The following is a 13,448-nucleotide window of genomic DNA, read 5'->3' on the forward strand; positions in this document are numbered from 1 at the left end:
TCAGCTTGTAATCAATTAGGGAATATTGTGCTACGAATTGAGAAGCTAAATAAATCTTACGGAACACGAGCTGTTTTACAGGAATTAACGCTGCATATTCCCCCTGGAGAAATTTACGGTTTACTGGGACCCAATGGAGCGGGAAAAACCACAACGATTAATATAATTTGTAATTTATTACGGGCGGATAGTGGAGAAATTAAGATTAATAACCAACCTGTCTCAAACGCAACAAAAAATCTGATAGGGGTTGCACCGCAAGAAAATTTACTTTACAAAACCCTAAGTTGTGAGGAAAATCTACATTTCTTTGCTCGAATTTATGGCTTAACAAATCAGCAGCGGCGTCAACAGGTAGAAGCAAGTTTAGCGGCTGTTAATTTATTAGATAGAGCAAAAAGTCCGGTGGAAACGTTGAGTGGCGGAATGCAGCGGCGGTTAAATATTGCGGTTGCTTTGGTACATCAGCCTAAGCTGATCGTTCTGGATGAACCCACGACTGGATTGGATATTGAAGCGCGTTACGAAATTTGGGAGTTAATTCGGAATCTGAAAAATCAGGGGATTACAATTCTGCTCACGACTCATTTATTAGATGAAGCCGAACGCCTTTGTCAAAAAATCGGGATTCTTAAAGGGGGTAGTATTTTGGCGGAGGGAAGTCTAACAGAGCTGCGAAAATTAGTGCCAGCAGTGGAAGTTGTGGTGGTGGAGACGCCGGAGGAGGAGCAAGCGATCGCTCGCGCGGAAAAATATAATTTCACTCCTCGGCGTTATGGGAATGATTTAGCTTTTTGGCTACCAGAACATCTAGAACTAAAAGAAATTATCTCCTGTTTTGATGGAATTCCTCTCGATTCGATTGCTCGGCAACCTGTACGGTTAGAGCATATTTATGTTGAAGTGACGCAGGGTTAAGAATTGCGCGATCGCAATATTTCTGTGTAGCAGACCAGCCAAAAATAAAGTGCAATATTAATTTCGCTGAACAACTTTGGGACACCCTCTAGCAAGGCGGGAACTGCATCGCCGCTTAACTTTAGCGAGTCCACGGCGATCGCGCTAAATAATAAACCGATACCACTTAGTAGCAGAATGTATGGTGTTGATTGTATTTTCCGCCTGAAAGCTAATCCGTATCCCAAGGTCGCTATCGCATATACGACGATGGTTATTAACTTGGGAATTCCTGCTCTTAAAAGAATAATGTGAATCCGAAAAATTTCATTAATGAGAAACCCTCCAGTTATGATTGCCGAATACAGAATAAATGAATTTCGCGTTTGTTGTCGTTGAATCGTTCTCAGCAATCCAAAACTAAAAGTGCAAACAATGGGCGGTACCGCACATAATAATTGGAACGTATGAGTTAACAAACCCGCATTCGGATCGGCTGGGGCAAGCGGCGGCTCGAATAGTATTCCTGCTGGAGAACCCAAGAATTGGGTATAGACAATTAAAGCAATAACTGCTAGGAAAGAGAAACTATTGACCCAAAAAGCAGAGCGGTAACTTGCCATAATTTAACCAGAAACGCTATCTCTTCAATAGAGATACACGCTTCGCGCCAGCAGTTACGAATTATTACCGTAAGAAAAATAACGTGATGGTTCTCCACAAGCAATTTTCTATTTTTAAATCTGCTAATTAAATAAGAGAAAATAGGAGAAAGCCACCGCGATCGCTACTGTTGGCTCATCCCGATACAGCACTTTCACGGCTGACTCCCTAAAATTCTGATGCGAAAAATTCTCTGCGTTCCGATCACCAATTCCACATGATGGGGCTATCGTCTAGACGATCGGTGACAATCCGCCCAATTGCATCAATTTCCTGCAATTCATCAGTCGATAGTTTAATATCACCCGCCTTAGCGTTGTCTACGACTTGTTGGGTATTTCTCGCACCCGCGATCGCATTCGTTTGTGGTTGGGCAATTAACCACGCCAATGCCAGTTGAGCAAGGCTACACTGATGGCGTTCGGCAATCGGACGCAGTTTATCCAAAGCTTGCTGGGCGCGTTCGTAGTTCTCCCCTTGAAAAAGCTTATTTTTCGCACGATTATCCGCTGGATCGAATTGATGATCGGAACCGAATTTTCCAGTTAATAATCCTTGAGCGAGAGACGAATAAGCCAGAATTGAAATCTTGTTTTCAACGCAGTAAGGCATGGCATCCTTCTCCACCCAGCGCCAAAATAGGGAATACGGTGGTTGCAAACTATCAATGCGTCCATACTGGGCGGCTTCTTCCAATTGGGCGCGGGAGAAATTAGAAACACCAATTGCCCGAATTTTACCTTGTTCCTTCAAATGGTTGAGGGCACTCATGGTTTCTTCAATGGGGACTATTTCGCTCTTGAACACCCCAGAAGGCCAGTGAATTTGGTATAGGTCGATATAGTCGGTTTTCAGGTTTTTGAGAGAGCGATCGCACGCTTCAATCACTTGGTCGTACTTGAGATGATTGGCAAAAACCTTGGTTGCATAAACCGCTTGGTCGCGCACATCTGATAGCGCTTGGGCGACAATCTGCTCAGAATGCCCCTCGCCGTAGACTTCAGCGGTGTCAACTGTAGTGATACCGGCATCAAATGCCACCCGGATTGCTTTTATCGTGTCGGCGTCTTCAATTCCCACCCACATCCTTTTGCCAGCTTGCCATGTACCCATGACAATCGGAGAGATTTGAATGTCAGAAGTGCCTAAGTGTCGTTTTTCCATGCGTCAATCCTGGTTTATCGGCTTCTGTCTTCATATTAGGCAACACTTGGGGGAAGGGGATGCGATCGCTTGCTTCGTTTTCAACATCAAATCAGCATCAAAGTAACAATGTTAACTGACCTGTCGTGTGGTCGCTGTTAGCCTGGAATTAGAATATCCGAGACTTATGCAATCCACGACGACCACCAAAACCACGCCTCACGCCCTCAAAGAATGGGCGGTTGCTGTCGATGCCTTAGAACAAGGCAAAACGATTATGCTGCTACGCAAAGGCGGCATCCGCGAGGAAAACAACCGCTTCACCGTTGCCGAAGCAGAAGTTTTGCTCTACCCAACTTATGAACATCAACAGCCCGATTTGCTAAAAGCGGAATATTCCAATCTGGTGCAACCCGTCGCCTCCGGTTGGCATCCAGAAACCATCCGAATCGGTGCTTGGGCTGAAATTACTGATATTTTGCCTGTGAGTGAAGAATCAGCGGTGAGAGGGCTGCTACCGTACCATATTTGGAACGAGCAATTTGTCAGCGATCGCCTCAAATGGAAGCCGCGTCAGCCGATTTATGTGCTGCTACTACGCACTTACAAACTGACTCAAGCGCAGATTATCGCTTACCGCCCGGAATATGGAGGTTGCAAGTCGTGGATCGATCTTGCAAGCGCGATCGCAATTGAGGATGCAAAACCTGTTTTAGATGATGCAGAATATGCCCAGCAAATCACAACAATTCGGCAAATAGCTAATTGGTGAGAGGTATTCCATTATCCGCTATGTCAAATCTGGCTAATTCGCCGTAATTCTCCGGAACCCCACCCCGCCATCTCCTGCGGCTCCGGCTCCCCTCCTCGCAAGCGGGGTGGGGTTCTTTTATTATGGAAACCGGACAGATTACCCATTACCAGACATCGGGTGTGTCAGCGGTAACTCTAAAGTAAACGTTATCTCTTCAGAAGCACTCCTGACTCGAAGAATGCCGCCTAAATGTTGGGTGAGTTTCTGCACCAGCGCTAATCCTAAACCAGTTCCGCCCTGCTTCCAGCGATCGGCACGGGGAATGCGGTAGAACTTGTCAAAAATGCGGGGTAGCTCATCAGGCGGAATCTCGACCCCAGAGTTGCTCACCTTGATTTGCATCATTGCCGAAGCGGCACGGACTGTTACTGTAATGCGTTCTCCTGGTGGGGTATACTTGCACGCATTATTGAGCAACTCTGTCAAAATTCGCTCCACACTGGCTAATTCCGAGACTAGGGTGGGCAAGTTTGAGGGAATATCAACCTGTAAGATTTGTTCGCGTTCCTGTATGCGGGAGCGAAAGGATTCAATAATATTCGGCAACCACTCTGGTAGATCGATTGCCGTGGCAAGAAAGCTGGGATAAGACGCAGCTGCTAGCCGTTGCAAGTCTAGAAGGTCATTGATTAGCTCAGTTTCTCGGTTGCACTCTGTTTGCAATATTTGTAGATAGCGCTGAGAGCGATCGCCTGTCGGAGAAACCTTGAGCATTTGGATCGCCATTTTCATATTGGCGATAGGAGTCCGCAATTCGTGGGAAACCGTACTGAGGAAGTCATCTTTGAGTTGATTGAGTTTCTCCAGTTCCTGCACTTGGGTAAGGGATGTTTGATAAAGTCGGGCTTGACGAATTGCGATCGCGCATTGATTGGCTACCTGTTTGACCAGCCGAATCTCCAGATTGTTAAAGGTATAATCTGGGTGATGGAATAACCACAAATCCCCCAGGACTCCTTGATCGTCGAACATCGGACAAGCTAACATCGATGCCTGACCGTGGATAGAGTTGCCAGAGAAGGAACACAATTGAAAATGCTTCCCTTGCCGGAGGGGTCGATAAATTTCCGGAAAAGAAGCCATTTGCAAGACGCGACCCTTCGAGGAAGGCATTGAGGCGGCGTATTCGTAGCAAATCGTGGCAGTTTCTTGTTCCAAGTTGTAGAGCGAAGCATGGCAGCTGCTCATGTTGAAAGAGAGTGCTAACTCCCTAACCGCTGCTTGCAAAATTTGGCTTTCGTCCAGACTATCGCGGACTTTGTCTGTGATGCGCTTCAGCACCGCATCAAAGCCGAGCGCTTTTTGCAATTGGGTAGTACGTTTTTGCACTTGGCGTTCCAGATTGGAGTTCATCTGTTGCACCTGCTTAAACAGTGCCGCTTGCTCAAGGGCGATCGCTAACTGATTCGCTAATGAAGTGAGTAAGTCAATTTCTAATTGCTGCCACTGTCGGGGTTGCGAACACTCATGGACACAAAGCAACCCCCACAGAATAGGCGTAGGGGAAGTGGTGCAAAACACCGCATTTGCTCCCGTATTTTCCGCGACGGTGAAGATTTCGTCCCTGCCTCTTTGCAAAATCGGGACTATCAAAGTCGCTCTGACTTGAATCTCAGCCAGTAGGTCAAAATGATATTTATCTAAATGTGCGGTATGAATATCTTCTATCGCGGTGATTTCCCCTTGTTGGTGGCGCTGGACATAAATGTCTCCTAGTGGTTTTGAGATGGTGCTTCCCTGGAGAGACTTACACCCAGAACCGACCGATTCCATCATCACGACTCCACTCCAGTCTGGCTGGAAACGGTAAACGATTACCCGGTCGGTCAGGAGCAATTCTCGGACTTCAGTGACGGTTGTATTGAGAATCTCGTCTAAGTCTAAAGATTGGCGAATGCGTTGAGCGATCGCTGCTACCAATCGCTGTCGTTCAGTCTGCTGCGTTAAAGCGAATTGTGCGAGCTTCTGTTTGGTGATATCCAGAGTAGTGCCAATCATCCGCACCGCTGTGCCTGTTTCGTTGCACAGCAACTGGCTTTTTGTCATCATCCAACGAATGCTGCCATCAGGCCAGACAATGCGAAATTCCTGTTCGTAGCCCTGATTTTCTTCCAAGGCACGAATTGCTGCTTGCTGTACGGATTCGCGGTCTTCCAGATGAATGTATCCAAGGAAGGCGTCATAGGTTTTCTCAAAGCTACCTGGAGTCAAACCAAATAGCTTTTCATTGTTGTCAGTCCAGGTCACTTGATTCGTGAGGATGTTCCAGTCCCAAATGCCCATTTGTGCAGCTTCCAGAGCTAGTCTCAATCGCTCCTCACTTTGTTGCAGTGCCTCTTCTGCTTGCTTGCGTTTCGTGATATCGAATCGAATTGCTAAATATTGGAACGGTTTTCCTTGGTCATTTAGAAACGGCACAATCGTAGTATCGACCCAGTAACAAGTGCCATCCTTCGCTCTATTTTTAATTTCCCCTTGCCAAATTTTTCCGTCAGAAATCGTTGCCCAAAGATTTTGAAAGAATTCTTTTGAATGGAATCCAGAATTGATCAAACGATGACTTTGTCCAATCAATTCTTCTCTGGCATATTTAGAGATTTGACAAAACTTATCATTAACATAGTTAATCGTTCCCTTCTCGTCAGTTGCTACTGCGATCGCCGCTTTATCTAAAGCAAACTTGATGTCTGATAATTCCTTCAAAGATTTTTCTAATGCCTGTTCAGCTTGCTTACGTTCGTCAATATTTTCAATAACCGAAATGAAATACTTCGGCTCACCCGTTGGTTCCCGTACCAGCGATACAGTCAAATTAATCCAAACTTGAGAGCCATCTTTGCGGATGGAGCGCTTCTCGATGGAATAGGTCTGAATCTCTGACGCCAACATTTGGCGGACGTGTTCAAGATCCGCATTCAAATCGTCGGGGTGAGTAATATCCTGAAAAGTGCGCTCTCGGAGTTCCTCTGGCGTGTAACCCACAATATCGCAGAGTTTTTGATTAACCAGTAACCACTGCCCGTCGATGCTGACGTGAGCGATGCCAACAGCAGCTTGGTTAAATGTTGCCTGGAAGAACCTGTCGCTTTCTGTGCGTGCCTCTTGCACTTGCCTACGGTTGTTGATATCGGTGAATATACCGATTGCACCCTGAAATTGACCATTTTCGGCAAAGAGGGGACTGGTTCTAGCGAATACCCACAACTCTCGATCGTTTTTGCAACGCCAACGCCACTCATGCTTTTGTTGGGTTCCTTGCTGCATCCGCTGGTAATACGAGTGTGCTTCAGCAAGGTCTTCCTCAAAGAGGAAATCAAATGCAGAACGACCCAGAATTTCCTCACTTGAATAGCCGAGCATTTCGGCGGTTTGCTGGTTAACGTATGTCGTTTTTCCCTCAGCATCGATTATCCAAATGCCTTCACCCGTCGCCTCCAGCATTCGCCGATACATCTGTTCGTTTTGGCGCAGCAGTGCCTCAGTTTGTTGGCGCTGATTGATTTCATGTTGCAATTGTTCGTTAGCTTGCGCCAGTTCCGCAGTCCGGTTTCTTACCCGCTTTTCTAACTCTTCATCAGCTTCGTGCAACTTCGCCTCTGTTTGCTGACACCGGGTTAATGCAGCTTGCAACGCTTCTTTGGCTTTGAGAAGCTTTAGAGTTTGTGCTTTAAGCCGCATATCAAACTCTCTAGACATTCTGCGTTTTAATCTGCTCATCATAACTAGCCGCGTTGCAAAGTACAGTGCTACGATTAGCTTCTTCTATCTTCTTCAGTTACGAATGCGATCGCTCATAAGTTTTCTGGACTGTAGAAGACCTTTAAGAAGCTACGCTCACCATTTTCCCGCTTCTTCCATCTTCAAGGCAGGGGATGCCGCGTATACCGACATAGGTTGCGCGATCGCAATCTCCTTTTGCCTAAAAGACATTTGCCTACTTTGATATGCTATAACTTTCTCCTTGAACAAGGACTTACTACCGACAGACCAGCATCAGTCGGGCATTTTGTCCGATTCCCCAGGCATGGTTTTGTGCCTAGATTTCTTAGAGCCTATATAGATCCTATAGAGTTTCAGAAGGGTTACACGTTCCCGTTTTTGCGAATTTGGCAATCATCTACGCGGTTTTTTCATAACTTCATATCAATTTTATGTTTCATATTTTACTGAATACATCTTGCTTGTTATATATTTACACCGATTAAGTGCATTGCCGCATTTGCTGATGCGAGAGCTAAATGAAAGGGAATTCACCCGATAGGCTGAGACTCAACTGTGCTACCAAGACAATGTTTCCCCAAAAAAAGCGACTGGCAACGACCTTTGAGCAAAAGTAATTATAGCCATAGGTCAAAGACCTTGGGGGAGTGGCGTGAAGAATTTGTCTCAATCGGTTCGGCGTCAAAGCGATCGCATTGATGTTGAGTTAAGAATGAATGCTACTAGACAACTTATTCCACAATTGGCGCTATATACAACTAGGCTAAGTTACCAGTTTCTATTAGCTATTTTGCATAAATTGTCAAGAAAAAAGTGATAAGTTTTATAACTACATTGCGCGAGCTTGAGTGGAGCAAAAATTTTGTGAGTTCTTTAGAGGTATGTTATTGTAAACGATTAATAAATCCAACTTTACTTGGAGCAGCAGTTCATCCTAAGAGATTTTCCGGTCAAATCAAGTCGAGCGACTTTGAGCCGTCTCAGCAACTCTTAGTTGAGCTGTATAGACAGCTATTGTTAAAGGATGTTAAAGGAAGCTTTCTCCAAGCATTTACCCCAAGAAAATCTGCTCAAGGGTTCACCCCTTTTTTTGAGAAAGGAGTTTTCTGATGCCTAAACAAATGTCCTGGTTGCCTAAGTCTGCGACGGATGATGAGAAGATTTTGTATTTGCAAAATCAACCCAATGAACCTTGGCGACCTTACACAGCCTTTCCGCAATACGCTGTACCCGACTACCGCGAACCAGGAATTTCTAGGGGTTGGGCAACTTACCAAAAGTTAATCCGGACAGGCTGGACTTTGGTTCCTAGTGAGAAGGCGCAGGAATTTTCTATTATAAATTCAGAGCAAAGCTGATAAAAAATACCCAGCAAGCAAAGAAAATTAACAATATCAAGTGTAGAAATGCCTGCTACCCATAAGTCTCTGGAGACCGTTTTTGCTAATGCAGCGTTGATTGATATCTAAAACATTTCTTAGCTCCCAATCCTAGATAAATTGAGAACTAAGAAAAAGTTGCACAGAGCGTTAATTTCTGAATTGTTTTAATTGTTTGCGGAGTAGGGCGATTTCGGTACTGTTACCGCTTTCTTCGCCCATTTTAAATAATTGAAATTTCTTTTGAGCCAACTCGGCTGCGGTTTGAATGAAAGCGCGTTGTTGTTTGGGTGCTACGCGCAACCGCGCGAGGGTGTTGGAACGCCTGTTACAGAGTGCTTCGTAGTCAGCAGATGAAATTACAGTTGGAACTTCGTCGCTAAGGTATGTTTTAAGCATTTTGCGATCGCGATCGGCAGCGACAAACCCTAAAACAATCATTAAAGCTGCCAGGAACCCGTAATTCCACAAAGCGATCGCTAGGGTCTCACCACCGCTGGCTTTTGCTAAAATCAGTGCGCCATTGTGGATTAAATGGGCACTCATCGCCGCAATCAACCCGCCAGAGATTAGCAGTATTTTCGTAAACAGGTTATGGCGATGGCGTGCCAAACCAAAACCGATGCCGGTGAGGGCTGTCCAAAAGCCGTGCATGAAGCCCAAGACAATGACACGTAGCAGCAGCAGCTGTCCCCATTCTTCCCACGTCTTTGTACCCTGCAAGTAGAGGATATTTTCTACATAGGCAAATCCGAAACCCGCCATCGCCCCATAGACGATCCCATCTACCCAGCCATCAAATTCTCTGCGATACCACAGGTAAATAATTGCTACAGCAGCGCCTTTGAGGATTTCTTCGGTGACGGGTGCATTGACAGCCGTGGTGATGAATTGACCCCCAAGACTTTCTGCACCAAATATCAGTTGGATGGGTACGTTTAGAATTAATTGCACAATGATGCCACCCACCACTGCTGGCAGCGCCCCCCACAAAAATGCCGCAATCAGGTAGCGTGTCGGTTCTTTCTCAAACCGATCGATGCTAATCACGATGCGGATGTAAATAAATGTAGGAATTGCTATTAGAATGGCTGTGATTAAGAATCTATCCATAGAGAGAGCTTTAATTTATTCGTTTATAACTTATTCCTCAGTCACTTGTCTGGTACTGTTACCCAAAAGTAATCAGCGATCGCTTTATCAGTTTGTGCAGGCTCTTCTACCGTAGGATTGAGTAAAATCGAGCGTTGGACTATTTTATTGCCCAAGCGTCGAGCAACACGGCTGGGAATTCCATAGCCGTAGACTATATGAGCTTGTCCAGCCAGCACGACGACTTGATAATCTGGATGGGTTTTTAGAAACTGCGCGATCGCATCTGCCATTGTTTCATCCCACAGCACTTGGGCAGTGAAAAATCGCTCAAAGTTGGCGCTGGAACCATGACCGGCGACTTGATGTTGTTGAAAAGCCTGTTGTACCATTTGGCGATATTCAGGATTATCGGTACGGATTTCGGCATCTGGTGGAATATAGCGCCGTTCCGCTGCTGTCAGGCTTCCTAATCCTTGTCGGGCAACTTTGCGGGTGACTTCGCTGGGAGTATTTAAGGCTAAGACAGGCAGTTTCTTTTCCTTAGCAAAACCCAAAATTGGGGCGTAATATTCCCAAGAAAAACCCCAGCGTTTTTTATATTCGCTTTGTTCGATTAGCTGAGTTTCTGTTATCTTCCCCGCCAGATAGCGATCGAGTACGCCTTGATAGGGACGCTGGAACATCTCCATTGCAATGGCAATTTTCCGATTTCGCCGATAGAGTTCCTGAATTATGTCCAGTTGAGCTTGGTGATCTTCAGGGCTATCGTGGGTTTCCCCTAAATAAATGACGTTTACCTTTGCAAGTTGTTGCAAAACTTCGGGTGCAGTATAGCTTTGCTGCGTTTGAGGGCTGGAGATTGTTTGGGAATAAGCAGGCAAGGCACAGAGGAGGAAAATAAACAGCGACCAAGTGCAGAATTGGGTAAATGAGTATTTTTTCATAAAGAGATTGTGGCAGGAGAGCATTCTTATCAGCTTACTTATTTCCAGCTACATGAAAAACCCGTTTTCTTGGGGAAAACGGGTTTCTTGACGTTCAGTTGTTGCAACGATTGAGTTAAACCCCTTCAACTTCCGCCACCATCAACAGCGTCTTCAGTACAGAATCCGGGTTTAAACTGATCGAATCAATCCCCAGTTCTACCAAGAATCGAGCAAATTCCGGGTAGTCGCTGGGCGCTTGACCGCAGATACCGATTTTGCGATTCGTTTTCTTAGCGGCAGCGATCGCCATCTTCACCATCCGCTTCACTGCTTCGTTACGTTCGTCAAAAATATGCGCCACTAACGCAGAATCCCGATCTAAACCTAACGTTAGCTGCGTTAAGTCGTTAGAACCGATGGAGAAACCATCAAAAACTTCGGCAAATTCTTCAGCCATAATTACGTTACTGGGCAACTCGCACATCACGTAAACTTGCAAACCGTTTTTACCTTGTTCCAAGCCATGCTTCGCCATCTCTGCTAACACCTTGCGCCCTTCTTCGGGAGTGCGGCAGAAAGGAATCATCGGGATAACATTTGTTAAACCCATTTCATCTCGCACCCGCTTCAAGGCTTGGCACTCTAAAGCAAAAGCATCGCGATAGTTTTCATCATAGTAACGAGACGCCCCTCGCCAGCTAAGCATTGGGTTTTCTTCTTTGGGTTCAAATTGCCTGCCTCCCAAAAGATTGGCGTATTCATTACTCTTGAAATCGCTCATTCGCACTACTACCGGATTGGGATAGAAAGCAGCGGCAATTCTGGCGGCTCCTTGAGCTAACTTATCCACAAAATATTGAGGTTTGTGTTCATAAGCTACCGTCATTTCCGCAATTTTTTCTTTAGCTTCTACATCCTCCAATTTGTCGTAAGAAATCAAAGCTAAAGGATGGGCTTTGATGTGATTAGCAATGATGAATTCCAGCCTAGCTAATCCTACCCCATCATTAGGAATCGCTGAGAGGCTAAATGCTTCTTCAGGATTGCCTACATTCATCATAATTTTAGTGCGAGTGCGGGGTAGGTTCTCCAGCGGAATTTCTTGAACTTCGTAGGGTAATAATCCGGAATAAACCCGTCCTTCTTCTCCCTCAGAACAAGAAACCGTAATTTCTTGACCTGTTTTTAAAATATCTGTACCATTTCCGCAACCCACAATGGCTGGAATTCCCATTTCTCTGGCAATAATTGCCGCGTGACAGGTACGCCCCCCTTTATTCGTAATAATCGCGCTAGCTTTTTTCATGATTGGTTCCCAATCAGGGTCAGTTTTATCAGTGACTAAAACTTCCCCGGCTTGGAACAAATCAATTTTGTTCGCATCGAGAATTACTCTGGCTTTGCCCTGCCCGATTGCCTCTCCAACGCTACGCCCTGTTAGTAAAGGTACCGCCTGCTGCCCTCCTACTAGATGATAGCTACGCAGAACTGTTTTACTCTTTTGCGATTGCACTGTTTCTGGGCGAGCTTGGACGATGAAAAGCTCATTAGTAACGCCATCTTTTGCCCACTCAATATCCATCGGCATATCTTTGCCGTGGACATCGCTGTAATGATTTTCAATCAAGCAAGCCCACTCGGCGAGTTGCAAAATTTCGTCATCGTTAAGGGCGAATTTCCGTTGATCGCTTAAGGGCACTCGCTCATTCTTAGTGATTTTACAGCCCCCCTGATCGCACACTAATTTGAATTCTTTGCTGCCCAGTCGTTTGTCAATAATTGGGCGGAATCCATCTTTTAAGGTGGGCTTGAAAACCAGATATTCATCGGGGTTGACTGCCCCTTGAACTACATTTTCCCCTAATCCGTAAGCGGCTGTAATTAAGGCGGCATTTTTAAAGCCGGTTTCGGTATCAATCGAGAACATGACACCAGAGGAGGCTAAATCCGAACGTACCATTTTTTGCACCCCGACGGAAAGCGCAACATCAAAATGGTCGAAGTTCTTGATGTGGCGGTAAGAAATCGCACGGTCGGTAAATAGGGAGGCAAAGCATCGATGACAAGCTGCCAAAACTCCTGGAGCGGTTTGAACGTTTAGGAAGGTTTCTTGTTGACCGGCAAAACTAGCATCGGGCAAATCTTCAGCAGTGGCAGAGGAGCGAACAGCTACATCCATGTCAGAGCCATAAAGCTTGCACATCTGTTGGTAAGCTGCGGTAATTGCTGTCCGTAGTTCCTCAGGGAAAGGCGTATGCATTAACAATGCTCGTGCCTTTTTCCCCCGTTCCCGCAGGTTGTCGAGGTCTTCAACATCCAAGTCAGAAAAGAGCGATCGCAGCTTGTCTTCTAATCCCGCTGATTGAATGAAATAGCGGTAGGCATACGCCGTTGTGGCAAACCCGTTGGGAACATTGACTCCCTGGCGGGTTAACTGCTGAATCATTTCCCCTAAGGAAGCATTTTTTCCGCCTACCAAAGGGACATCGATAATTCCAACTTCATCGAACCAGAGAATTAGCGATCGCTCTTTGGATAAGTGCAATGACCTTTCTGCCGCTGCTGTAACCATAGCTTTTTCTCCTTTTGTAGCTTTAGTCTAGCGATGGCGAGGCTGAGAATGGGTAAATTAGATCACTTCTTCATTAATTTTGTAATTTCTTTGGGATCACTGCGAAATCAGCCGGTTTTGGTTATAATTTCCAGAGATTAAAGCTGCCAATTAGCAAAAATGTCCTCGATAACAGGTCGGAATAAAGCTTAAAGAATTCAGGATAAATACTGAGGGATCGAGGATAAAGGTAAACAGAG

The 13,448-nt window shown here is 45.6% G+C and carries 9 protein-coding genes; 3 read left to right on the forward strand and 6 right to left on the reverse strand.

The window, feature by feature from the left end; genetic code table 11:
* Positions 1 to 27 precede the first annotated feature (27 nt).
* Positions 28 to 918 (forward strand): ATP-binding cassette domain-containing protein, encoded by an 891-nt coding sequence (locus tag NDI33_RS13385; RefSeq protein ID WP_190527660.1) that lies wholly within the window; start codon positions 28 to 30, stop codon positions 916 to 918.
* On the opposite strand, the gene NDI33_RS13390 is transcribed toward NDI33_RS13385, so the two are convergent.
* Both NDI33_RS13390 and NDI33_RS13395 read right to left on the reverse strand, forming a co-directional pair.
* Positions 915 to 1,520: a hypothetical protein gene (locus tag NDI33_RS13390; RefSeq protein ID WP_190675971.1), complete on the reverse strand. Its 606-nt coding sequence runs from the start codon at positions 1,518 to 1,520 to the stop codon at positions 915 to 917. The two genes, NDI33_RS13385 and NDI33_RS13390, sit on opposite strands and share 4 nt — an antisense overlap.
* Before the next feature lie 244 nt (positions 1,521 to 1,764).
* Positions 1,765 to 2,724: an aldo/keto reductase gene (locus tag NDI33_RS13395; RefSeq protein WP_190675973.1), complete on the reverse strand. Its 960-nt coding sequence runs from the start codon at positions 2,722 to 2,724 to the stop codon at positions 1,765 to 1,767.
* Between the two features lie 166 nt (positions 2,725 to 2,890).
* On the opposite strand from NDI33_RS13395, the gene NDI33_RS13400 reads away from it, so the two are divergent.
* Positions 2,891 to 3,475 carry a DUF1802 family protein gene (locus tag NDI33_RS13400; protein ID WP_190675975.1) on the forward strand — a complete coding sequence of 195 codons (585 nt, stop codon included), beginning with the start codon at positions 2,891 to 2,893 and terminating at the stop codon, positions 3,473 to 3,475.
* Positions 3,476 to 3,613: 138 nt separating this feature from the next.
* On the opposite strand, the gene NDI33_RS13405 is transcribed toward NDI33_RS13400, so the two are convergent.
* Positions 3,614 to 7,213 (reverse strand): PAS domain S-box protein, encoded by a 3,600-nt coding sequence (locus tag NDI33_RS13405; protein ID WP_190675977.1) that lies wholly within the window; start codon positions 7,211 to 7,213, stop codon positions 3,614 to 3,616.
* 1,133 nt (positions 7,214 to 8,346) lie between these two features.
* Between NDI33_RS13405 and NDI33_RS13410 the strand changes: the two genes are divergently transcribed.
* Positions 8,347 to 8,595 (forward strand): hypothetical protein, encoded by a 249-nt coding sequence (locus NDI33_RS13410; RefSeq protein WP_190412071.1) that lies wholly within the window; start codon positions 8,347 to 8,349, stop codon positions 8,593 to 8,595.
* Between the two features lie 171 nt (positions 8,596 to 8,766).
* Here the strand turns inward: NDI33_RS13410 and NDI33_RS13415 are convergent, their stop codons facing one another.
* From NDI33_RS13415 to ppsA, 3 genes are all read right to left on the reverse strand, one after another.
* Positions 8,767 to 9,729, reverse strand: coding sequence for a PrsW family intramembrane metalloprotease (locus NDI33_RS13415; protein WP_190675978.1), 963 nt, complete (start codon positions 9,727 to 9,729; stop codon positions 8,767 to 8,769).
* A gap of 41 nt (positions 9,730 to 9,770) precedes the next feature.
* A complete protein-coding gene (locus tag NDI33_RS13420; protein ID WP_190675980.1) occupies positions 9,771 to 10,655 on the reverse strand; it encodes a ChaN family lipoprotein in 885 nt (294 codons plus the stop codon).
* A gap of 115 nt (positions 10,656 to 10,770) precedes the next feature.
* Positions 10,771 to 13,209, reverse strand: coding sequence for a phosphoenolpyruvate synthase (ppsA, locus tag NDI33_RS13425; protein ID WP_190675982.1), 2,439 nt, complete (start codon positions 13,207 to 13,209; stop codon positions 10,771 to 10,773).
* Positions 13,210 to 13,448: the final 239 nt, after the last annotated feature.

This window comes from Trichocoleus sp. DQ-A1 (genome assembly GCF_039961955.1).
Lineage (GTDB): Bacteria > Cyanobacteriota > Cyanobacteriia > Cyanobacteriales > FACHB-T130 > FACHB-T130.

Bases quoted from the DNA above. Each gene is read 5' to 3' on its own strand.
- NDI33_RS13420 (WP_190675980.1), bottom strand. From the start codon at position 10,655: ATGAAAAAATACTCATTTACCCAATTCTGCACTTGGTCGCTGTTTATT.
- ppsA (WP_190675982.1), bottom strand. From the start codon at position 13,209: ATGGTTACAGCAGCGGCAGAAAGGTCATTGCACTTATCCAAAGAGCGA.
- NDI33_RS13405 (WP_190675977.1), bottom strand. From the start codon at position 7,213: ATGTCTAGAGAGTTTGATATGCGGCTTAAAGCACAAACTCTAAAGCTT.
- NDI33_RS13390 (WP_190675971.1), bottom strand. From the start codon at position 1,520: ATGGCAAGTTACCGCTCTGCTTTTTGGGTCAATAGTTTCTCTTTCCTA.
- NDI33_RS13415 (WP_190675978.1), bottom strand. From the start codon at position 9,729: ATGGATAGATTCTTAATCACAGCCATTCTAATAGCAATTCCTACATTT.
- NDI33_RS13395 (WP_190675973.1), bottom strand. From the start codon at position 2,724: ATGGAAAAACGACACTTAGGCACTTCTGACATTCAAATCTCTCCGATT.
- NDI33_RS13400 (WP_190675975.1), top strand. From the start codon at position 2,891: ATGCAATCCACGACGACCACCAAAACCACGCCTCACGCCCTCAAAGAA.
- NDI33_RS13410 (WP_190412071.1), top strand. From the start codon at position 8,347: ATGCCTAAACAAATGTCCTGGTTGCCTAAGTCTGCGACGGATGATGAG.